19 protein-coding genes and 1 tRNA gene are annotated in these 21,125 nt (G+C 70.6%); 14 read left to right on the forward strand and 6 right to left on the reverse strand.

Annotation, left to right across the window (positions count from 1 at the left end; translation table 11 throughout):
• Positions 1-227 precede the first annotated feature (227 nt).
• A complete protein-coding gene (gene phoU / locus ACIP4Z_RS31820; RefSeq protein WP_355342077.1) occupies positions 228-911 on the reverse strand; it encodes a phosphate signaling complex protein PhoU in 684 nt (227 codons plus the stop codon).
• Positions 912-1,093: 182 nt separating this feature from the next.
• Between phoU and ACIP4Z_RS31825 the strand changes: the two genes are divergently transcribed.
• Both ACIP4Z_RS31825 and ACIP4Z_RS31830 read left to right on the forward strand, forming a co-directional pair.
• Entirely contained in the window at positions 1,094-2,428 is a 1,335-nt protein-coding gene (locus tag ACIP4Z_RS31825) for a sensor histidine kinase (RefSeq protein WP_401313799.1), read from the forward strand.
• A complete protein-coding gene (locus tag ACIP4Z_RS31830) occupies positions 2,425-3,105 on the forward strand; it encodes a response regulator transcription factor (RefSeq protein WP_093716893.1) in 681 nt (226 codons plus the stop codon). The genes ACIP4Z_RS31825 and ACIP4Z_RS31830 overlap by 4 nt, the downstream gene beginning before the upstream one ends.
• A 132-nt stretch (positions 3,106-3,237) precedes the next feature.
• On the opposite strand, the gene ACIP4Z_RS31835 is transcribed toward ACIP4Z_RS31830, so the two are convergent.
• Positions 3,238-3,855 (reverse strand): DUF461 domain-containing protein, encoded by a 618-nt coding sequence (locus ACIP4Z_RS31835; RefSeq protein ID WP_355342083.1) that lies wholly within the window; start codon positions 3,853-3,855, stop codon positions 3,238-3,240.
• Between the two features lie 544 nt (positions 3,856-4,399).
• Between ACIP4Z_RS31835 and ACIP4Z_RS31840 the strand changes: the two genes are divergently transcribed.
• From ACIP4Z_RS31840 to ACIP4Z_RS31875, 8 genes are all read left to right on the forward strand, one after another.
• Positions 4,400-4,882: a CarD family transcriptional regulator gene (locus tag ACIP4Z_RS31840; protein WP_033174074.1), complete on the forward strand. Its 483-nt coding sequence runs from the start codon at positions 4,400-4,402 to the stop codon at positions 4,880-4,882.
• A 322-nt stretch (positions 4,883-5,204) separates the two neighbouring features.
• The gene (gene ispD / locus ACIP4Z_RS31845; RefSeq protein ID WP_391164090.1) at positions 5,205-5,936 is read left to right on the forward strand and encodes a 2-C-methyl-D-erythritol 4-phosphate cytidylyltransferase; all 732 of its coding nucleotides are present in this window, start codon (positions 5,205-5,207) and stop codon (positions 5,934-5,936) included.
• Entirely contained in the window at positions 5,926-6,528 is a 603-nt protein-coding gene (ispF, locus tag ACIP4Z_RS31850) for a 2-C-methyl-D-erythritol 2,4-cyclodiphosphate synthase (protein ID WP_401313802.1), read from the forward strand. The genes ispD and ispF overlap by 11 nt, the downstream gene beginning before the upstream one ends.
• A 97-nt stretch (positions 6,529-6,625) precedes the next feature.
• Positions 6,626-7,015 carry a PPOX class F420-dependent oxidoreductase gene (locus ACIP4Z_RS31855; RefSeq protein WP_355342090.1) on the forward strand — a complete coding sequence of 130 codons (390 nt, stop codon included), beginning with the start codon at positions 6,626-6,628 and terminating at the stop codon, positions 7,013-7,015.
• A gap of 150 nt (positions 7,016-7,165) precedes the next feature.
• Positions 7,166-8,557 carry a cysteine--tRNA ligase gene (cysS, locus tag ACIP4Z_RS31860; protein ID WP_355342093.1) on the forward strand — a complete coding sequence of 464 codons (1,392 nt, stop codon included), beginning with the start codon at positions 7,166-7,168 and terminating at the stop codon, positions 8,555-8,557.
• Positions 8,558-8,738: 181 nt separating this feature from the next.
• Positions 8,739-9,698: a 23S rRNA (guanosine(2251)-2'-O)-methyltransferase RlmB gene (gene rlmB / locus ACIP4Z_RS31865; protein ID WP_355342096.1), complete on the forward strand. Its 960-nt coding sequence runs from the start codon at positions 8,739-8,741 to the stop codon at positions 9,696-9,698.
• A 354-nt stretch (positions 9,699-10,052) separates the two neighbouring features.
• Positions 10,053-11,624: a DoxX family membrane protein gene (locus ACIP4Z_RS31870; protein WP_391049790.1), complete on the forward strand. Its 1,572-nt coding sequence runs from the start codon at positions 10,053-10,055 to the stop codon at positions 11,622-11,624.
• Between the two features lie 381 nt (positions 11,625-12,005).
• The gene (locus ACIP4Z_RS31875; RefSeq protein ID WP_401313804.1) at positions 12,006-13,229 is read left to right on the forward strand and encodes a hypothetical protein; all 1,224 of its coding nucleotides are present in this window, start codon (positions 12,006-12,008) and stop codon (positions 13,227-13,229) included.
• Here ACIP4Z_RS31875 and ACIP4Z_RS31880 read toward each other — a convergent pair.
• Both ACIP4Z_RS31880 and ACIP4Z_RS31885 read right to left on the reverse strand, forming a co-directional pair.
• Complete coding sequence (locus tag ACIP4Z_RS31880) at positions 13,217-13,477, reverse strand: hypothetical protein (protein WP_401313806.1); 261 nt, start codon at positions 13,475-13,477, stop codon at positions 13,217-13,219. The two genes, ACIP4Z_RS31875 and ACIP4Z_RS31880, sit on opposite strands and share 13 nt — an antisense overlap.
• A gap of 113 nt (positions 13,478-13,590) precedes the next feature.
• Positions 13,591-13,664 (reverse strand) — tRNA-Thr (locus tag ACIP4Z_RS31885).
• Positions 13,665-13,848: 184 nt separating this feature from the next.
• On the opposite strand from ACIP4Z_RS31885, the gene ACIP4Z_RS31890 reads away from it, so the two are divergent.
• The 4 genes from ACIP4Z_RS31890 (at position 13,849) to ACIP4Z_RS31905 (ending at position 17,800) form a co-directional block, all read left to right on the forward strand.
• On the forward strand, positions 13,849-14,979 hold the full coding sequence (locus ACIP4Z_RS31890) for a sn-glycerol-3-phosphate ABC transporter ATP-binding protein UgpC (RefSeq protein WP_355342187.1): 1,131 nt from the start codon (positions 13,849-13,851) through the stop codon (positions 14,977-14,979).
• Between the two features lie 336 nt (positions 14,980-15,315).
• On the forward strand, positions 15,316-15,744 hold the full coding sequence (locus ACIP4Z_RS31895; RefSeq protein ID WP_188280613.1) for a hypothetical protein: 429 nt from the start codon (positions 15,316-15,318) through the stop codon (positions 15,742-15,744).
• Between the two features lie 120 nt (positions 15,745-15,864).
• Entirely contained in the window at positions 15,865-16,728 is an 864-nt protein-coding gene (locus ACIP4Z_RS31900; RefSeq protein WP_391049663.1) for a sugar phosphate nucleotidyltransferase, read from the forward strand.
• 145 nt (positions 16,729-16,873) lie between these two features.
• Positions 16,874-17,800, forward strand: coding sequence for a teichoic acid biosynthesis protein C (locus ACIP4Z_RS31905; RefSeq protein WP_391049661.1), 927 nt, complete (start codon positions 16,874-16,876; stop codon positions 17,798-17,800).
• Between the two features lie 74 nt (positions 17,801-17,874).
• Here the strand turns inward: ACIP4Z_RS31905 and ACIP4Z_RS31910 are convergent, their stop codons facing one another.
• Complete coding sequence (locus ACIP4Z_RS31910) at positions 17,875-19,551, reverse strand: beta-1,3-glucanase family protein (RefSeq protein ID WP_355342196.1); 1,677 nt, start codon at positions 19,549-19,551, stop codon at positions 17,875-17,877.
• Between the two features lie 152 nt (positions 19,552-19,703).
• Positions 19,704-21,122, reverse strand: coding sequence for a ricin-type beta-trefoil lectin domain protein (locus tag ACIP4Z_RS31915; protein WP_401313809.1), 1,419 nt, complete (start codon positions 21,120-21,122; stop codon positions 19,704-19,706).
• Positions 21,123-21,125 lie beyond the last annotated feature (3 nt).

Genomic DNA, 21,125 nt, shown 5'->3' on the forward strand with positions numbered 1-21,125 from the left:
GTACACCCTCCTCAGGCTTGCCTACCCACCAGTGAACTCCGCGCCGGCCGCGCCCTTCAATAGCGCACCCCCGGCGCACGAGCGCACTCCGGCCTCCCCCGAATGCCTTACGCGCCCTACGCGCGGCGACCGGCCCGCGCGCCGCGAAAGACCCCCGCCCCGCGAAAGACCTCCGCGCCGCCACCGGCCCGCGCGCCGCCCAAGCCCCCCGCCCCCGCCGGACGGCGCTACGCGCCCTCCACCGCCGACGGCGTCTGCGGCGTCATCTCGTCCGCGTGCTCACCGGTGACCAGGTAGACGACGCGCTTGGCGACCGACACGGCGTGGTCGGCGAAGCGCTCGTAGTACCGGCCGACCAGCGTCACGTCCACGGCCGTCTCGATGCCGTGCTTCCAGCGGTCGTCCAGCAGGTGCTGGAAGAGCGTGCGGTGCAGCTCGTCCATGCGGTCGTCGTCCGCTTCGAGCTGGAGCGCGTCGTCCACGTCCTTGCTGACGATGACCTCGCCGGCCTTGGCGACCAGGCGCTGCGCGAGCTGGCCCATCTCCAGGATGGTGCTGTGCAGGTCGCGCGGCACGGCCGACTCGGGGAAGCGCAGGCGGGCCAGCTTGGCCACGTGGCGGGCGAGGTCGCCGGACCGCTCCAGGTCCGCGCTCATCCGCAGCGACGTGACCACGATCCGCAGGTCGGTGGCGACCGGCTGCTGCCGGGCCAGCAGGGTGATCGCCCGGTTCTCCAGCTCCCGCTGGATCTCGTCGACCTTCTCGTCGGCGGCGATGACGCTCTCCGCGACCTTCAGGTCCGCGTCGAGCAGCGCGGTGGTGGCGCGGCCGATCGCGGAGCCGACGAGCCGGGCCATCTCGACCAGACCGTCACCGATCGAGTCCAGCTCCTCGTGATATGCGTCCCGCATCGCTTTCCTTCCGTCCGAACAGAGGTTTCTCCTCCACGCTGCCACGCTGATGGGCGTACGCGTACCGACCGCACACCCTGAGTGAACCACTCCCCACGTGAAGGTGAACTCTTGGCAACGAGCATCCGAGAGGTAGCTTCCGGGGTTGTGGATCGCTTGCGCGACCCACCTAACCTGGGGCTATGGACGTGAACGCGGCAGTCGCCGCAGCCAGTGCGATAGCCGGTCTGCTGACCGGTGTGATCGCCGTGCTCGCGTTCCGCTGGAGCGAGCGGGAACAGGCCCGCCCCACCCGTACGGCCATGCGGCCCGACAACATGACCGGCGCGCTGCCGCCGGGCGTGGACACCGTCCTTTCGGTCCTGCGGTCCTCCGCCGTCGTCCTGGACGAGGGCGACACGGTGGTCAAGGCCAGCTCGGCGGCGTACGCCCTCGGGCTGGTACGCGGCGGCCGGCTGGCCGTCGACCAGATGCTGCAGATGGCCCGCGAGACCCGGCGGGACGGCGAGATACGGCAGGTGGAACTGGACCTGCCGCGCCGCGGTGTGAGCCGCGGCGAAGGTCTCGCGGTCTCGGCGCGGGTCGCCCCGCTGGGCTCCCGGCTGGTGCTGCTGCTGGTCGAGGACCTCACCGAGGCCCGGCGGATCGAGGCGGTCCGCCGTGACTTCGTGGCGAATGTCAGCCACGAACTGAAGACCCCCGTGGGGGCGCTCTCCCTGCTGTCGGAGGCCGTCATGGACGCCTCCGACGACCCCGAGGCGGTCATCCGCTTCGCGGGCCGGATGCAGATCGAGGCCACCCGGCTGACCAGCCTGGTCCAGGAGATCATCGACCTCTCCCGGGTCCAGGACGACGACCTGCTCGACGACGCCGAGCCGGTGGCCGTGGACGACCTCGTCGCCGAGGCCGTCGACCGCTGCCGTCACCAGGCCAACACCAAACAGATCACCATGGCTACCGGAACCACCCCTGACCTGCACATATGGGGAAACCGGGGCCAGCTCGCCGCCGCCCTCGGCAATCTCGTCGAGAACGCTGTCAACTACAGTCCGGCCCGTACGCGGGTCGGCATCGCGGGGCGCAGGATCAACGCACCCGGCGGGGATCTCATTGAGATCTCCGTCACCGACCAGGGCATCGGCCTCTCCGAGAAGGACCGCGACCGGGTCTTCGAGCGTTTCTACCGGGTCGACCCGGCGCGCTCGCGGGCCACCGGCGGCACCGGGCTCGGGCTGTCCATCGTCAAACACGTGGCCGCCTCGCACGGCGGGGAGGTCACCGTGTGGAGCGCCGAGGGTCAGGGCTCCACCTTCACACTGCGGCTTCCCGAAGCCGGGATCGCCCGCGACCGCGCACTGCCGCCCGGCACCGATCCCGTGGCCGAGGCGGACGCGGACCCCGACTCCGACCGCGACTCCGATCTCGATTCCGACCAGGAGTCGCTGGACGAGCCGTCGGACGAACAGCTCTTCCGCTCTCTCCCCGAACACATCCCCGCCCCGGAGGTCCTTCCGTGACACGCGTACTCGTCGTCGAGGACGAAGAGTCCTTCAGCGACGCGCTGTCGTACATGCTCCGCAAGGAGGGCTTCGAGGTCGCCATATCCGCGACCGGGCCCGACGCGCTGGACGAGTTCGAGCGCAATGGCGCCGACCTGGTGCTGCTCGACCTCATGCTGCCGGGCCTGCCCGGCACCGAGGTCTGCCGCCAGCTCCGGCTGAAGTCCAATGTCCCGGTCATCATGGTGACCGCCAAGGACAGTGAGATCGACAAGGTCGTCGGCCTGGAGATAGGCGCGGACGACTATGTGACCAAGCCGTTCTCCTCGCGGGAGCTGGTCGCCCGCATCCGCGCGGTGCTCCGCCGCCGCGGCGAGCCCGAGGAGATCTCCCCGGCCGCCCTGGAGGCCGGTCCGGTCCGGATGGACGTCGACCGGCACGTGGTCACCGTCTCCGGCGGCAAGGTCGACCTCCCGCTCAAGGAGTTCGACCTGCTGGAGATGCTGCTGCGCAACGCGGGCCGCGTCCTGACCCGTATGCAGCTCATCGACCGGGTCTGGGGCGCCGACTACGTCGGTGACACCAAGACCCTCGACGTGCACGTCAAGCGGCTGCGCGCCAAGATCGAGCCCGACCCGGGAGCGCCGCGCTATCTGGTGACGGTCCGCGGCCTGGGCTACAAGTTCGAGCCGTAAACCCGGGTCCGGGCCTTGGACCCGGGCCCTGACACAGCGCGCGGACGGCAGAGTGCGTCCCGGATTCGTATACGGGAAAGGCCCGGTGGCGAGCGTGCCACCGGGCCGTTTCAGGTTGTCCGAAAACCGACCTCAGGAGGTCGGGGTGGCGGTGCCCGTCGGGGTCGCGGTGTCCGTCGGCGTGGCCGAGCCGGTGGGCGTGGCAGAACCGGTCGGCGTGGTGCTCGGCGTCGGCGCCTGGGTGGTCGGCAGCGAGCTGGGACCGAACTGCTGGTAGTCGCCGGTGGCCGGGATCACGTTGAGCTGGATCGCGACGGGCCCGGAGGAGCTGAACTCGAACACGGCGTTCTGCACGTCGCCGTCCCGCAGCGCCTCGGTGCCGCTGTCCACGACGGCGGACGGGTTGCCCTTGCCGCCGAGGAGCACGGTGCCGTGGCCGGGGACGCTGACGGTCTGGCCGCCGTCCTTGTCCGCGAGCGTGACCCTGGTCGAGCCGAGCTGGACGGACTGGAGGGTCTGGGCGTCGTCGCCGTTGTTGAACAGGCGCGCGGAGACCGTCGCGGGTCCGTTGCCGGCGCTCTGGGTGAGCACCACGGCGTTCTGTACCTTGATCACGCCGTGGGTCACGGAGTCGCTGTCCGGTTGGACCTTCAGGGTCTGCGCGTCGTTCCCGGCCGCGCAGGCGGCGAGCGGGGCGAGCGAGAGCGCGAAAACGGCGGCGAGGGCGCCGCGACGGAAGCTGCGGACCACGGCGGCGGCATCTCCTAGATCAGGTTCGGAAGATCTTCCAGCGGCCTTAGATTACCGAGCCGTTGACACGCCCGCGCACCGGGTGGCCCCTGGGAGCCCGGCTCACCCGCGCGGTTCACCCGCCCGGTGGCGGGCCGGGTGCGCGTACCCATTGCATTCCGCATTCCCCCGACGTGATTACCCGACGTCGTTCATGATCGGCGCGGCCGGTTTTCCGCGAGTGTTCCGCCGTTGTTCCACGACTGTGCAAAATTGGATCATCTGCGGGCAGGTTCCCGAACGGAGTAGCGATGATCCACTCGTCCGGGAGCGACAAATAGGGACGTACTGCCCCTTGTTCGGCGGCGGTAGAGCCTGTAACGGCGACGTTTCAGCCTCCCCGTATACCTGCTCCCACCTGCGGATACCTCGCGCGGGAGGCATGCTCCAGCACGTCCCGGGGGCCGTTGTCAAGCCCTGAGATATGCTCTGACCTGCGAAAACGCCATTCAGATGAGGGCGTTCCCGTGTTACCCTGGATAGCCACGGAAGGGGTACCTGTCACATGACGTTCAAGGTTGGCGACACCGTGGTCTATCCCCATCACGGGGCCGCGCTGATCGAGGCAATCGAAATTCGCCAGATCAAAGGCGTGGACAAGACCTACTTGGTGCTCAAGGTCGCCCAGGGCGACTTGACGGTACGTGTGCCCGCGGACAATGCGGAGTTCGTCGGCGTACGCGACGTGGTCGGTCAGGAGGGTCTGGACCGGGTCTTCGAGGTGCTGCGCGCGCCGTACACCGAGGAGCCCACCAACTGGTCCCGGCGATACAAGGCAAATCTGGAGAAGCTCGCTTCCGGCGATGTCATCAAGGTCGCAGAAGTGGTCCGCGACCTGTGGCGTCGTGAGCGCGAGCGCGGCCTGTCGGCCGGCGAGAAGCGCATGCTCGCCAAGGCCCGGCAGATCCTGGTCAGCGAACTCGCTCTGGCGGAGAACACCAACGAGGACAAGGCCGAGGCGCTGCTCGACGAGGTTCTCGCGTCCTAAGATCCTCGCGCGCGCCCACCACGTGCCATCGAGGTTCTCGTTTCTCGTCTCAATCGGCGTGGCCACGCCGACCGTGACGTACGGCGACGCACTGCCCCCGGAAACACCACCCGAGGGAATTACCGCGGCACCCGGTCGGGCATGACGACCGGGTGCCGCGGCATGCTTGTGCCCGCGTACGGAGACATACGGCCGGAGACATACGGCACCGCTCACCAGGCGGTACCGGGCGTGGCACATCCCCGCGGACTTCACGGAAGGGGTCCGCGGTGAGCGCTTGCCCGGCACTGTCCCCAACCTCGGCTGGGGGTACTCCCAGGCGATACCCACCTCATACAAGGACACAAACCTGCGTACCGCAGCAGTCATTCCCGCCGCCGGCCGTGGACTTCGGCTCGGCCCCGGCGCGCCCAAGGCCCTGCGCACCCTCGGCGGGGTGCCCATCCTGGTGCACGCCGTCCGCGCGATGGCCCGCGCCCGCGCCGTCGACGTGATCGTGGTCGTCGCCCCGCCCGAGGGCGTCCCCGAGGTCAGGGCGCTGCTCGACGCCCACGGCCTGCCCGAGTCCACCGACATACGGGTCGTCCCCGGCGGTGACGTACGGCAGGAGTCGGTACGGCTCGGCCTCGCCGCGCTCCCCGACGACGTGGACGTCGTCCTCGTGCACGACGCGGCCCGCCCGCTGGTGCCGGTGGAGACCGTGGACGGCGTGGTCGAGGCGGTACGCGGCGGCGCCCCCGCCGTCGTCCCCGCGCTGCCGCTGGCCGACACCGTCAAGAGCGTCGACGCGGTCACCCATCTGGTCACCGGCACCCCGGAGCGCGCCCTGCTGCGCGCCGTCCAGACCCCGCAGGGCTTCGACCGCGGCACGCTCGCCAAGGCGCACGCCACCGTCACCCGCGATGTCACCGACGACGCGAGCATGGTCGAACAGCTCGGCGTACCGGTGCTGGTCGTGCCGGGCCACGAAGAGGCGTTCAAGGTCACCCGCCCGCTGGACCTCGTACTCGCCGAGGCCGTACTCGCCCGCAGGAGGGCCACCGATGGCTACTGACGGCCCGCTCGGGCACGGGGTGTCGTCCGACCTGCCCGCGTCCGATCTGCCCGGCGGCGATCCGTCCGGGTCCGGTCTGCCCGGCTCCGGCCTGCCGCCCGGCTACGTGCTTCCCCAGGTCGGCATCGGCACCGACATCCACGCCTTCGAGGAAGGGCGCGAGCTGTGGTGCGCCGGACTCCTCTGGGAGGGGGAGGGGCCCGGGCTCGCCGGGCACTCCGACGCCGACGTCGTCGCCCACGCGGCCTGCAACGCCCTGTTCTCCGCCGCCGGGCTCGGTGACCTCGGCGCCCACTTCGGCACCGACCGGCCCGAGTGGGCGGGCGCCTCCGGGACCGCCCTGCTCACCGAGGCCGCCCGGATCGTGCGCGACGCGGGCTTCGTCATCGGCAACGTGGCGGTCCAGGTCGTCGGCAAACGCCCCAAGATCGGCCGCCGCCGCGACGAGGCCCAGAAGGTCCTGACCTCGGCGGTCGGCGCCCCCGTCTCGGTGAGCGCCGCCACCAGCGACGGCCTGGGCTTCCCCGGCCGCGGCGACGGCCTCGCCGCCGTCGCGACGGCACTGGTGGTCCGCGCTCACCCGCACGAGTGAGCGAGGAAAACCCACGGGCGGGTGAGGGAATTCTCCGCCCGTCCGGCACGTTGCGTAGCCGGAAGATCACCGCCCCGGCATGTGAAAGGACCCGCTCATGGCCGCCCTCCCGGACTCCGCCCGCGCCCTGATCGACGGCAAGAATTTCGCGACCATCGCCACCCTCCAGCCCGACGGCCAGGCCCAGTTGTCCGTCGTGTGGGTGACGCGTGACGGTGACGACGTGCTCGTCTCCACCAAGGAGGGCCGTCGCAAGCACCTCAATCTGCTCAAGGACCCCCGCACCACTGTGCTGGTGACCCCGGTCGACAACCCGTACAAGTACCTGGAGATCCGGGGCACGGCGACCCTCACCCGTGAGGGCGGCGACGACCTGATCAACGCGCTGAGCCGGAAGTACACCGGTGAGGAGTACGGCAACGACGAGCCCGGGGACGTGCGTGTCGTCGTACGGGTGAGCGCGGACCGCATCGTCGAGCACGGCTGAGCCGCGCGGGGCCGCCGTCCGTACGGCCGGGCCGCCGTCCAGCCGGGCGGGGCCGGGGCGCGGGGGTCGCCGTACAGCCGATTGTCACCGTTGTGTGTGCCCTGTGTCAGACCGCACAAGGCACCCGCTCCGGGCCACTACCCTTGTGGAGTGACTATTCGCCTGTACGACACCAACGCGCGCCAGGTCCGTGACTTCGTCCCGCTCACGCCGGGCTGCGTCTCGATCTACCTGTGTGGCGCCACCGTGCAGGCGGCCCCGCACATCGGGCACATCAGGTCCGGGCTCAACTTCGACATCATCCAGCGCTGGTTCCGCTACCGCGGCTACGACGTCACGTTCATCCGCAATGTGACGGACATCGACGACAAGATCCTCGCCAAGGAGGCCGACCAGGGCCGCCCGTGGTGGGCGATCGGGTACGAGAACGAGCGCGCCTTCACCGCGGGCTACGACGCGCTGGGCTGCCAGCCGCCCACGTACGAGCCGCGCGCCACCGGCCACGTACCGGAGATGATCGAGATGATGCGCGGCCTCATCGAGCGCGGGCACGCGTACGAGGCCGACGGGAACGTGTACTTCGACGTGCGCTCGTTCCCCGAGTACCTGGAGCTGTCCAACCAGGAGCTGGACAATCTGCGCCAGCCCGAGGGCGAGGGCGAGACCGGCAAGCGGGACCAGCGGGACTTCGCGATGTGGAAGTCGACCAAGCCCGGCGAGCCGTCGTGGGAGACGCCGTGGGGCCGCGGCCGTCCCGGCTGGCACCTGGAGTGCTCGGCGATGGCCCACAAGTACCTGGGCAGCGTCTTCGACATCCACGGCGGCGGGATCGACCTGATCTTCCCGCACCACGACAACGAGATCGCGCAGGCCAAGGCGTACGGCGACGAGTTCGCCCGCTACTGGGTGCACAACGCCTGGGTCACCATGAGCGGCGAGAAGATGAGCAAGTCGCTCGGCAACTCGGTGCTGGTCTCCGAGATGGTGCAGCGCTGGCGGCCGATCGTGCTGCGCTACTACCTGGGCACCCCGCACTACCGGTCGATGATCGAGTACAGCGAGGAGGCGCTGCGCGAGGCGGAGTCCGCCTTCGCGCGGATCGAGGGCTTCGTGCAGCGGGTCATCGAGAAAGCCGGGCCGGTCGAGCCCGCCGCCGAGGTGCCGCCCGCCTTCGCCGAGGCGATGGACGACGACCTGGGAGTGCCGCAGGCGCTCGCCGTGATCCACACCACCGTCCGGCAGGGCAACAGCGCGCTGACGGCGGACGACAAGGAGACCGCGGTCGCGCGTCTGGCCGAGGTCCGTGCGATGCTCGGAGTGCTGGGCCTCGACCCGCTCGACGCGCACTGGACGGGCGCCGACCGCGGCGACGACCTGCACGGCGTCGTGGACTCCCTGGTCCGGCTGGTCCTCGAACAGCGGCAGTCGGCCCGCGCCCGCAAGGACTACGCGACCGCCGACGCGATCCGCGACCAGCTCGTACAGGCGGGTCTGGAGATCGAGGACACACCGACGGGTTCGCGCTGGACGCTGCGCGGCTGACCGATCCCGCGGCCGACCGCCTCAGCGGCCGACTGCCTCCGTGGCGGAACGCCTCCTGGCGGATCGCCTCCGCGGCTCCGGTCGACGGGCCCGACCCGTCGCCCCGACCCGACCCGACCCGTATATCCGTACGCCGGACCCATGTCCGGCGAGCATGACCGAAGCGAAGTGAGAGTGCCCCATGGCCGGGAACAGCCAGCGCAGGAACCGCCGTACATCCAACAAAAAGGGCGCCACGGTCGGCAGCGGCGGGCAGCGGCGCAGGGGCCTTGAGGGCAAAGGCCCGACGCCGCCCGCGGAGGCGCGCAAGGGCCACAAGAAGAACCGCGTCGCCAACGCCGCGGCCAAGCGGGCCGTCTCCTCGCAGTCCCGGCGCCCGTCGGGCCGCGGCTCCAAGTCGACCTCCGAGCTGGTCGTCGGCCGCAATCCGGTGGTGGAGGCGCTGCGCGCCGACATCCCGGCCACAGCTGTGTACGTCCAGCAGTTCATCGAGAACGACGACCGGGTACGGGAGGCGCTGCGGCTGGCCACCGACCGCGGCGTACCGCTGCTCGAAGCCCCGCGCCCCGAGCTCGACCGGCTCACCGCGGGCCTGAACCACCAGGGCCTGGTGCTCCAGATCCCGCCGTACGAGTACGCGCACCCGGACGATCTGGCCGCCGCCGCGCACGACGCGGGCGAGGACCCGCTGATCGTCGCGCTCGACGGTGTCACCGACCCCCGTAACCTCGGCGCCGTCGTCCGTTCGGTGGCGGCCTTCGGCGGGCACGGCGTCGTCGTGCCCGAGCGGCGCGCGGCCGGGATGACGGCCGGTGCGTGGAAGACGTCCGCGGGTACGGCGGCGCGGGTGTCGGTGGCGCGCGCCACCAACCTCACCCGCACCCTGGAGTCGTACCAGAAGGCCGGGCTCACCGTCGTCGGCCTGGCCGCGGACGGCGACCTCGAACTGCACGAGCTGGACGCCCTGTCGGGGCCCGTCGTCATCGTCGCGGGCAGCGAGGGCAAGGGGCTGTCGCGGCTCGTCAGCGAGACGTGCGACCTGCTGGTGCGGATTCCGATGCCGGGCGGCGCGGCGGAGTCGCTGAACGCCGGTGTGGCGGCGGGTGTTGTGCTGTACGAGGCGTCGCGGCGCAGGGCCTGAGCGGTGGTTGTGGTGCCGGGGCTGAGCGGTGGTCGTGGTGCAGGGCCTGAGCCGTGGTCGTGGCGCCGGGACTGTGGCGCCGCGTCTGTGGCGGGTCGTGGCGCCGGGTCTGAAAAGCCTGCGCGGCGCAGGCTCTGAGCAGCCCCGTGACCCTTCCTGAGGCGTTCTCGGACGCGTCTTCGAATCGTCATCGCCGGGGCGCTGACCGGGCGTTGACGGGTCTCGGACATCGTGGGGGCGCGGAGGCAGTGTCCTAAACGTCCGTCACTCGGTTAGATGAGTGTGGACACCAGAACACCCCGCACTCCTACGGGGGGAGGGTTGCCCGGCTTCGACGAGCCCGCTCCGTTGAGCATGGCCAGGGTGCCGAGCGATCCCGCCCAGGTCATCGTCAATCACGCGAGCTTCCGGGTGCAGCTCGGCGCGACCCCGGGCCGTGCCCTCAGCCTCGACGACACCGCGCAGATCCCCGTCGTGACGCAAGCGCGGCCCGGCGCGGCCGGGCGGCGGAAGCTGTCGCCGGTGGTGTGGTCGGGCCGCTCCACGCCGGGCGACCCGGCGGCCGGGGAACTGCTCCAGGCGGTCCGCCGCGCGGGCGTGGCCGGCGGCGCGAACTCCTCCGGCGCGGCCACCCAGGTGCTGCCGCGGATCGACGACACCACGGCGGCGCCCCCCGTGCCGACCGTCGTGGGCCAGCGCGGCGCGCAGTCGCCGACCGGCCTGCTCAGCGGCGTACGCCCGGCGACCGGCGCGTACGACGAGGGCGCGGACGGCGGTTCCGACGAGCAGCGGGTGGGCTACGTCGGCGACTCCTCGTCCGTCGACGGCGCCGAGCGCAGGCCGCGTACCCGCAACGGCGAACCGGCCAAGCACGCCTGGTACCCCGACCGCCGGATGAACCTCGGCATCGTGCTGCTCCCGCTGCGGATCTTCCTCGGCTTCGTGTCGATCTACGCGGGCATGGGCAAGCTCTGCGACCCCGTCTACTTCGACGGCGGCAAGCGCGGCTCGATGGTCACCTGGCTCAACTCCCTGCACCCGTGGGCCCTCGCGGAGCCGCTGCGCGACGCCGCGCTCAACCACCCGGTGGGCGCTGGCCTGAGCATCGCCTTCCTCCAGGTGGTCGTCGGCGTTCTGACCGTCTGCGGTCTGTGGCAGCGTGTCGCGGCCTTCTTCGGCGCGGGCCTGTCGATCGCGCTGCTGGTGACGGTGAGCTGGCGGACGGTCCCGGTGTACGACGCCCCGGACTTCATCTACCTCGCCGCGTGGAGCCCGCTGATCATCGCGGGCGCGCCGGTGTACTCCATCGACGGTCACCTCGCAGGGGACGCCTGGCGGCGGCTCGGCCCGCGCGTCACGGTGTGGGACCTGCGCCGCCGGGTGCTGCGGCGCGGCACGGTGCTCGCCACCGTGATCGCCGGTCTGACGCTGCTGATCGGCTCGGTGCTCGGCGCCGCCGTCCGCGCGTCCAGCACGCACGACGACAGGCCGCAGCGGCCGACGGTCATTCCGACCAACAATCTGCCCGGCTCCCCGCTGCCCGAGGTCTCGGGCGGCAGCGGGCCGCAGGGCGCGTCGCCGAAGCCGTCGGCGTCGCCGAAGTCCAAGAAGAAGGGCGAGGACAAGAAGAAGGCCAAGGGGCAGCCGACGTCCAAGGCGCCGACGTCCTCGTCGTCCACGTCCTCCTCGTCGACCGGCGGCGGCCACTCCGCGGGCTCCCGCCCGACCAGCGGCTCGACGTCCTCCTCCAGCGGCGGTTCCTCCGGCGGGACTTCGCAGGCCCCGCCGCCCGCCCCGCCCTCCCAGCCGGAGGCTCCCGCCCCGTCCGCCCCGGCCCCCAAGCCCACCCAGGGCGCCATCGGCGGCCTCCTCGGCCTCCACGTCCTCGGAGACCCCTCCGCCCCGTCCCCCACCCGCACCTCCTGACCCTTCCCCACCCCCAGGACCGCGCCCCCGCCCCAGAGGGCGCGGTCCTCACGCCACGCCGATCCCCCCGGGAAAGGACCTCACGAGACGTCGTCCAGACCATGCTCGGCCACAAGTCCGCGACCCTCACCCTCGACGTCTACGGCCACCTCTTCCCCGACCGCCTGGACGAGGTCTCCAAGAAGATGCACAAACGCCGGGCCATGATCCTCGCCAGAGGACGCGCTACCGGCCTGACGACGGCCGGACTCCCGTTGGATGTCGTCCCCCCGCTTCCGAGCGGGGCGGCGTCAACGGCTGCACGCCCGGTCACGGGTGAGCGTTCTCATGGCCGGCACTCGTGGTGGCGTCGCTCTGGACGGCCGGGCAGGATGCACGTCCATGAATGCTCCTCTGCGCGTCGTCCTGCCTGGCCAGGCGTGGAATGTCGTGGCCGATGATCCGGCCGGTCCGCTCTTCGTCATCGGCTACGGCGCGAATCCCATGGAGACCGTCCTCAGCGCCTTCGACCAGACGGGACATGTGGAGTGGCAGCGCTCGTTCCCGGGAACCGGTCACCCGTGGGTGCGGGCCACCGGCCGTGGAACCGTCTGGGTGTCCCGCCCTGAATCGACCTGGCGGGTTCTGGATGAGATCGACGCGGACGGCCGGACCGTCAACTCCGTGGTCCCGCCCAGCCGGCCCGGCGAGGACATCGGCACCTTCGCCCTGTTGCCCGACGGCTTCTGCATCCTGTGGACTGCGGCGCGCGGACCCCTTCGCCGCGAGGGGCCCATGAGCGAACCGCGGATCTCCCGCCACCGCGAAGACGGCACCCGCGTATGGTCGACCCCGATCCGCTTCGGCGACATCTCGTATCCCGGAATAGTCGAGATCAGCGAGGACTCCGGCTGGCAGGCGCGGCAGAAACCCGCGTGGGCGCCAGGTGAGGTCAGCGTGGCTTACCACGAGCCGCTGATGATCGCCGGGGACAGCGTGGCCGCGTCATTCGAAGACCTACGCAGCGGACTCGGCCGCACGTTCTTTCTCGATCTACGCACGGGCAAGACATCGGCCGCGACGGCACCCGCGCCCGGCGGGCACAAAGCGATCGACGGGGCCCGGGGCTTCCTCATCGGCGCCCAGGGTTACGGAGCCCTGGAGACAACGCGTTGGACCTCCGAAGGCGCCCGCGTCGCCACCTGGCCTAGCCACGGAACGCTCGCGATCGGTGCTGACGGCGTCGTCTCCATTGTCGAAATGGAGAACCGGCTGCCTTCTCACTCCAGATATCAGCGACTTGCGCCGGACGACACCTTGACCAGCGGCCCGGGCCTGCCCGGCTACTACACCGCACCCGCCGCAGTGGACCAGGAAGGAACCACCGTCTACTGGCGCAACGACCAACTGACCGCCATCGACGCCGGCCTGAAGGCCCACACACTTGCAGAACTTCCTGGCACCGGCGTTACCAGCCGCGTCCTCATTCTGGACAACGGCATGGTCGCCCTCACCCTCGGCAAGGAACTGCACCTCGTACCGACACCGCTCGCCCCGCTCGCCGCAAGCACATGGCCCTGCGCCGACCACAACCTCCAAGGCAACCCCGTCGCTCAAGCGGTGTGACCGTGGGGAGTTGCGGGACAGCCTTGAGTCAGTCGTCTCGGCCCAGGAAGGCGTCCAGAGCGTCGGTCGCGCGCCGCTCGGCGGATCTCGTCGGGAGAGCCGCCCAGCTCCTCGATGTTTTTGGCGTTCAGGATGAGCTGGCCGCCGTACCCCCGGTACTCCGGATTCAGTGACGCGCGCACCAGCGTCTCGACCCGGTCCACGAGCTTGTCGTACCGCCGCTTCGCCAGCTCGTCCTTGGGAGGCACCGGCTGCCTCCTCCCCACCCCGTCCGGGACACGATGTGTGCTGAATGTGTGCCGGACAGGAAGCGCCCCACCGCCCACAGGGACGGTAGGGCCGCTGACCAGCACAAACAGAGAGCCCCCTGTCGGATTCGAACCGACGACCTTCGCTTTACAAGAGCGGTGCTCTGGCCAGCTGAGCTAAGGAGGCGCAGGAGAAGTGTAGCGGGCACGGATCGGGGGGTGGGAGGGAAAGTGGGGGGCGGGGGGCTGGTGACAAGGGGCGGGGGGCAAGGTAGCGTCACGGGAAGGTTCACACAGTGTGGACTGGACCAATCCTTCCTTTACTCGGATCGTCCGGCACGTTCCTGCCGGTGAAGGGACTGTAATCAGTCATGGCAACTGTCACGTTCGACAAGGCGACCCGCATCTACCCCGGTGGCGACAAGCCCGCGGTGGACGGCCTGGAGATCGAGGTCGGGGACGGCGAGTTCCTGGTTCTCGTCGGGCCCTCGGGTTGCGGCAAGTCGACCTCCCTGCGCATGCTCGCGGGTCTCGAGGACGTCAACGCGGGTGCGATCCGGATCGGTGAGCGGGACGTCACGCACCTGCCGCCGAAGGACCGGGACATCGCGATGGTGTTCCAGAACTACGCGCTGTACCCGCACATGACCGTCGCGGACAACATGGGCTTCGCCCTGAAGATCGCGGGCGTCAACAAGGCCGAGATCCGCAAGCGGGTCGAGGAAGCCGCGAAGATCCTGGACCTCACCGAGTACCTGGCGCGCAAGCCGAAGGCGCTCTCCGGCGGTCAGCGCCAGCGTGTCGCGATGGGCCGCGCGATCGTCCGTGAGCCGCAGGTGTTCCTCATGGACGAGCCGCTGTCGAACCTCGACGCCAAGCTCCGCGTCCAGACCCGTACGCAGATCGCGAGCCTCCAGCGCCGCCTGGGCGTCACGACCGTGTACGTGACGCACGACCAGGTCGAGGCCATGACCATGGGCGACCGCGTGGCGGTCCTCAAGGACGGCATCCTCCAGCAGGTCGACAGCCCGCGGAACATGTACGACCGCCCCGCGAACCTCTTCGTGGCCGGCTTCATCGGCTCCCCGGCGATGAACCTCATCGAGGTGCCGATCACCGACGGCGGCGTGAAGTTCGGCAACGCGGTCGTGAACGTCGAGCGCGAAGCGGTGCAGGCCGCGTCGGACAAGGGCGACCGTACGGTCACCGTCGGCGTCCGCCCCGAGCACTTCGACATCGTCTCCGAGAACGACAGCTCCAAGGCGCTGACGAAGGAGGGCCCGGCGGGTCTCGCCGTCACCGTCAACGTCGTCGAGGAGCTGGGCGCCGACGGTTACGTGTACGGCTCGGCCAAGGTCGGCGACGAGGACAAGGACGTCGTCATCCGCGTCGGCGGCCGCGCGATCCCCGAGAAGGGCTCCGTGCTGCACGTCGTGCCGCGCGCCGGTGAGACGCACGTCTTCGCCACCTCCTCCGGCGAGCGCCTGACCGACAACCGCTGATCCACCGGTTCCTCCGCGCTGACGGCCCGCCGGTACGTGACTCCTCACGTACCGGCGGGCCGTCGCCGTGTGCCACCGGTACGTGTCCCGCCAGTACGTGCCCCACCGGTACGTGTCCCGCCAGTACGTGCCCCGCCGCTACCTGAGCCGCGTCGCCGCCTCGCCCCTCGCCTCGCCCCCACCCCCGCCATCCGTACACGTTGTCGACAAATACATACGCATATCCGGCCTTTCGGGTGTGTTCGTCAACACCCGAACACCCTCTCCGAGATTTTCACTCCCTCGTCAGGGTGACTAAATGTCGCCAAATCATCACCAGTCGCTACGATCCGATGCGTGAACCAGGTAGCTCGCCGTCTCGGCAAGACATTCGCGCTCGTTCTTCCGGTCGTTCTCGTGCTGTCGGGAACGCTCGCCGTCACCCGCGTCCCGTGGGCGGACTCCTCCTCCGACTCGCAGGTGCTCACCGCATCCGCGAAGACGAAGGAGCAGGTTGCCGCGCAGGATGCCTCCAAGGCACCGCAGGAGGTGCTGCGCCGCCGTCTGTTGGACGAACTCCAGGAGAAGGACCCCGGCGCCGCTCTGACCCAGTTGCAGGTCGAGATGGCGCGTCAGCCGTCGCTCGCACGGTACTGCGCGTCGATCGCCCGGTCGCTGGGGCGCGCCGCCGTCGCCAAGTACGACGGCGCCACGCAGCGCGCCCAGGCGTGGTCGCGCCCGGTGTGCGACACCGCCTTCGCGACGGGCGTCGCCTCGGTCGGCTGACATCGCTGTTGACGGCGGCCTCTCCGGCCGCCTCCCACCACCGGCACGCGCGAGGAACCCCTTGCGGCGTACGGCCCGCCCGGTGCGGGACGTACGCCGCCTTCGCATAGGGTGCGCTGCATGACGCGCGCCGACGACCGTTCCCCCTCGACCGCCCACGACGCCTCGCGCGCCGAGGCCACGCACCACGCCGCCGCGCCGGATGACGCCTCGCGCCACGCCGCCGCGCCGGATGACGCCTCGCGCCACGACGCCGCGCCGGTCACCCAGGCCGTGCTCCTGGCCGGCGGCCAGGGCTCGCGGCTGCGGCCGTACACCGACGACCGCCCCAAGCCGATGGTGGAGATCCCCGGCACCGGGACGCCGATCATCGGGCACCAGCTCGCGTGGCTCGCCGCCGAGGGCGTCACCGACGCCGTCGTGTCCTGCGGCCACCTCGCCGAGGTGCTCCAGGAGTGGCTGGACGGCACCCCGCAGCCGCTGAACGTGACCACGGTCGTCGAGCGCGAACCGCTGGGCCGCGGCGGCGGGTTGAAGTACGCGGCGGCCTCGCTGCCCCGGCCCGACGAAGCCTGGTACGCCACCAACGGCGACATCTGGACCCGCTTCTCGCTCCGCGAGATGGCCGCCTTCCACCGTGAGCGCGACGCGATCGCCACCCTCGCGCTGGCCCGCCCCCGTATCCCGTGGGGCGCCGTCGAGACCAACGAGTTCGGCCAGGTGCTGGACTTCATCGAGGCCCCGCCCTCGCCCTTCCTCATCAACGCGGGCGTGTACGTCTTCGCGCCCGGCTTCACCGCCCAGCTCCCGGACCGGGGCGACCACGAGCGCACGACCTTCCCGCGGCTGGCCCGCGAGCGGAGGCTGGCCGGTTTCCCGATCCCCCAGGGGGCCTACTGGCGGGCCATCGACACCGCCAAGGACCTCACGGAGGCGGCCAAGGAACTCAGCGCCCGCCCCGTGCAGCCGCCCGCCGCCGTCTGACCGACCGCCCCGTGCAGCCGCCCGCCGCCGTCTGAGCCCCCGCCCCGCCTCCGCCCTGGGCATTGCGGGGTGTGAAGGGTGGTGCCAGGGTGGCGCAATGTCGAAATCACTGTCGCGATCCCTCTCGCGCCGCACGGCGTTAAAAGTGGCCGGTACCGGCCTGCTCGGAGTCGGCGCGGGCGTCGCGCTGAGCGAGTCCCTGGCTTCGGCCGACGTCCCGGCCTCCCAACGGTTCGACCTGTCGCAACCGTCGTACGAGCGGTTCCGCGGGGTGTCGCTGCACGAGACGCACCACGCGATGCAGGGCATGGCCTACGACAACGTCAACCGGCGCCTGTACATCGCGCAGATCCAGAACGGCAGCGACGGCGACGACCTGTGCGTCAACCAGTTGAGCATCAGCGGCGAGCTGACCGGCCACATGCACGTCAGCAACGCGGGGCACGGTGTGTCGATCGGGGTGGAGCCGGTCGGCACCGCGTCCTACATCTGGATGGAGTGCGACTCCGACCAGCACAGTGACGCCGGTCGCGGCACGGCGCTCGCCCGCTTCAAATTCGTCAACGGCGGCACCCCGTCGTCGGTGAAGAAGTTCCTCACCGGCAGCAAGACGATCTCCTGCGCCACCGACCCGGTCAACAAACGGCTGTTGGTCCGCCGCAGTGAGAGCGGCGGCATGCACTACAGCCTGTTCTCGCTCGCCGACGCCGCCGCGGGCAAGTTCTCCAGCCCGCTGGCGCACTTCGCCCAACCCACCCTCGGCAACGGCTCCGTGACCTTCCAGGGCTACACGTTCCTCGACAACTACCTCTACACGCTGGACGGCACAGGGCACGAGGACCCCGCCGACATCAACTCCTACGTGACGGCCACCGACATGAACACCGGCAAGGTCGTCCAGCGCTCCTTCACCGCGGCAGGCAAGACCCTCTTCTACCGCGAGCCCGAGGGGATGATGGTCTACCGGACCGTCAACGACAACCCGCGCCTGTGCTTCGGCTTCGCCTCCCGCCCCTCCATGACCAGCTCCACCCGCTACGCGAGCGTCTACTACAAGGACGTCCTGATCTGACGTTCCCCACCCGCTGGGGCCGGGCCGCACATCGCGCGGCCCGGACCCGGCGGAGGCTGAGCGACGGACCCGGATCAGTGGGTGAACGTGAACCAGTTGATGTTGAGGAAGTCGGCGGAGGAGCCGGACGAGAAGACGAGATAGACGTCGTGGGTGCCGGTGACGGAGGCGGTGACGTTGGCGGGGACGGTCTGCCAGTTCTGCCAGCCGCCGTTGTTGCCGAAGTCGATCTCGGCGATCTTGGTCCCGGTGGTGCTGCCGAGGCGGACCTGGAGGGCGCCGCTGACGCCGGGGTCGGCGCCGGAGGCGAGGCGGGCGGTGAACTGCAGGGGCGAGGACGAACCGAAGTCGAGGGCCGCGTACTTGAGCCAGTCGCCGTTGGAGATGTAGCCGACGTCCTGGCCGCCGCCGGAGTCGGTGCACGCCTCGGTCTGGGTGCCGCTCTGGGCGCTGTAGGACTCCGCCTGGACGGTCGAATAGGCGCCCGTGCCGCCACCGCCGGGCGGCGGGGTGGTGCCGGAGCCCGCGCCGGGACCGAGCGAGACCGTCCAGGAGGTCGGCGCGCCGTCCTGGATGTGACCGTCGACGGGAGCGGCGCCGGTGGGACCGACGTCGTCGTACGGGAAGGCGTATCCGACGTTGGCGTACTTGTGGACGAGCCGCGCGTAGTGGTTGGTCGTCGCGTCCGTGTAGTACGCGGAGGGCGCGACGCCGTCGGGCTGGTTGTTGCCGCCGCCGACCAGCAGCGAGCTGCGGTTGAGGGCGGCGGCCAGCCGGGCGGCGACCGCGCCGCGGGCGTCGCCGCCGGAGTTGTAGAGCGGGCCGCTGGCGCAGCCGAAGATGTCGACGGCGCTGGGCTTGGTGAACGGCACGCCGTTGGTGTTCAGACCCGAGAAGACCAGGGTGTTGCCGGAGACGGTGCCCGAGTACGAGCCGATGCCGCCCTGCCCGTTGATGGTCAGCGTGTGCGACTGGTAGTAACTCCACACGCTGTTCAGGTAGTTGTTCCAGTACCCGCCGAAGTCGGTCGGCGAGTGCGAGGGCGCCAGGATGCGCAGCGCGGCGCCCGAGGAGTCGGTGGCGACCAGCTTGTCCCACGGCGCCCCGTCGGCGGCGTGCTGCGCCTGGAGCCCGGAGGCGATGGAGGCCAGCGCGCCCGAGGGCAGCGGGCTGACCGACTGCGAACCGCCGCTGCCGGTCGTCGCCATGGAGACGGGCAGCGCCACCATGTCGACGTAGCTGATGTTCGCGTACAGGTTGGCGCTGTTGTACGTGAATTCGCAGAAGGTCCAGTTGGTCAGCCAGTTGGGGTCGCTGCTGGTGAAACCGGGCTGTACGAGACCGGGTACGCCGCCGTTGCCGCCGGGCGGGTTGACGTAGAACTGGATCTTCTTGCCGACCGAGAACCAGACCCGGCCGCCGATCACGTAGTCCTGGAGCGTGAAGGTGGTGGCGGCCGAGCCCGAGGCGCCCAACTGGAGGGAGAAGTCGGCGATCGGGGTCAGGACGGACGAGGGGCTGGGGAGCCGCTGGAAGCGCCCGGACGAGGTGACGAAGCCGGGCCAGCCGGAGCTGTCGGAGCCGCTGATGTAGGCGTAGACCGTGCCGTTGCCCGAGTTGTTCTTCAGCGAGACGGGCAGTGACGGACCGGCCGCCGCGGCCCGCGACGTCAGGCCGCGCGCCCACAGCGGGGAACTCGCGGCGGCGGCGCCCGCGCCGACCGCGGTGACGAAGGATCGTCTGGAGACCACGTACTCCTCCTTGGAGGTGGCAGGCGGGCCGCCGCCGTCGGTGCGTCGGGGCGGCGGCTCGCGTGGGGGGACTGCCTGGAAGAACGTCAGGACCTGGGGCCGGGAGTGCCGTAGGCCGTCGGGGCCTCAGGTCGTCAAGAGCTGAAATACCGTCAGGACGGCAGGTGCCAGACCTGGTTGGCCCCGCCCGTGCAGTCCCAGATCTCCACCTGGGTGCCCGCGGTGGTCGACCAACCGGTGTCGTCCAGGCACCTGTTGGACTGCGGGTTGTACAACGACCCGTTGGACTGCGGTATCCACACCTGCGAACCGGTGTTGTTGCAGTCGTAGAGATCGACCAGCGTCCCGTTGGCCGTGCCGCCGCCGTTGACGTCGAGGCACTTGCCCAGGACGTGCAGGGTGCTGCCCGCCTCCACGACGGTCCACTGCTGCGCGGCCGTGCCGTTGCACGTGTAGACCTGAACGGGGTTGTAGTTGGCGGTACTCGACGCGCGGTCGTCCAGGCACAGGCCGCCGTAGCCGGTGATGGCCTTGCCGCCGGACGGCGGCGGGGTCGTACCGCCGCCGGTCGTCGTGTACGCGGCCACGTATCCGACGCTCATCGTCCCGCCGGACGTCGTCGCCGAACTCGGCGAGGTGCAGCCGCAGACGCCGTTGGGGAAGCCGCCGCCCATCGCGAGGTCGAAGATGATGTTCAGGTTGTGGTCGTACGCCGCCTGCCAGGTGGCCGCGCCGACCTGGCCCTCGCTGACGCTGAAGTACGAGGCGCCGTCGAGGTAGAAGGTGATCGACTCGTTGGACGTGTTCGTCCGGTCGAGGATCATCGAGTACGTGTGGAAGCCGCTCTGGCAGCCGGAACACGCGCGCAGGCCGCTGCCGATGCCGTTGCCCTCGTTGCAGACACCGCCGGGGTACGTGCCGCAGTGGATCGTGCCCGCCACCTGGGACAGGGCGTTGACGTCCTCCATGATGTCGATCTCGCCGTTCTCGGGCCACTGGCCGGGGCCGAGCATCCAGAACGCGGGCCAGTAGCCGAGGCCGTTGGCCGGGCTGGGCTGCTGGATCGACGCCGTGACCTGCAACTTGCCGCCCGCCGGGGCGCCCGCGACCGCGGTGGGCGTGTGGATGCGGCCCGACGTCCAGTTGGTGCCGCTGCCGAGCGCGGTGATGTTGAGGTGACCGTTGCCGTCCAGGTGGACGTTGCTGGTCGAGTTGGTCATCGTCTCGATCTCGCCGGTCCCGAAGTTCGCACCGGGGCCGGTGTCGTACGTCCACTTCGACCCGTTCGGCGCGCTGCCCGCCGCGCCGGCGAAGTCGTCGCTGAAGACGGTGGTCCAGCCGGACGGCGCGCCCGGCACGGTGACCGCGTCCGCGGACGGGGTGCCGACGGCGAACACGGCGAGCGCGCCGAGCGCTGTGGCGAGGGCGAGTTGACGCCACGCGCGCCATGCGCGCCATGCGCGCCATGCGCGGAAGGCGCGGAAGGCGCGGAATGCGGCGGGTCCGGAGAAGGCGCGGGTGCGCGAGGCCGACCGCGGGGATCTGCTGTGGGGGGATGAGCGGTGGGTCACGGA

Source organism: Streptomyces sp. NPDC088910 (genome assembly GCF_044749865.1).
GTDB lineage: Bacteria > Actinomycetota > Actinomycetes > Streptomycetales > Streptomycetaceae > Actinacidiphila.

Excerpts from the sequence above, each read along its gene's own strand:
- ispF (WP_401313802.1), top strand. The coding sequence starts at position 5,926 with ATGGCTACTGACGGCCCGCTCGGGCACGGGGTGTCGTCCGACCTGCCC.
- ACIP4Z_RS31890 (WP_355342187.1), top strand. The coding sequence starts at position 13,849 with ATGGCAACTGTCACGTTCGACAAGGCGACCCGCATCTACCCCGGTGGC.
- ACIP4Z_RS31900 (WP_391049663.1), top strand. The coding sequence starts at position 15,865 with ATGACGCGCGCCGACGACCGTTCCCCCTCGACCGCCCACGACGCCTCG.
- ACIP4Z_RS31825 (WP_401313799.1), top strand. The coding sequence starts at position 1,094 with ATGGACGTGAACGCGGCAGTCGCCGCAGCCAGTGCGATAGCCGGTCTG.
- ACIP4Z_RS31875 (WP_401313804.1), top strand. The coding sequence starts at position 12,006 with ATGAATGCTCCTCTGCGCGTCGTCCTGCCTGGCCAGGCGTGGAATGTC.
- rlmB (WP_355342096.1), top strand. The coding sequence starts at position 8,739 with ATGGCCGGGAACAGCCAGCGCAGGAACCGCCGTACATCCAACAAAAAG.
- ACIP4Z_RS31840 (WP_033174074.1), top strand. The coding sequence starts at position 4,400 with ATGACGTTCAAGGTTGGCGACACCGTGGTCTATCCCCATCACGGGGCC.
- ACIP4Z_RS31855 (WP_355342090.1), top strand. The coding sequence starts at position 6,626 with ATGGCCGCCCTCCCGGACTCCGCCCGCGCCCTGATCGACGGCAAGAAT.
- phoU (WP_355342077.1), bottom strand. The coding sequence starts at position 911 with ATGCGGGACGCATATCACGAGGAGCTGGACTCGATCGGTGACGGTCTG.
- ACIP4Z_RS31870 (WP_391049790.1), top strand. The coding sequence starts at position 10,053 with ATGGCCAGGGTGCCGAGCGATCCCGCCCAGGTCATCGTCAATCACGCG.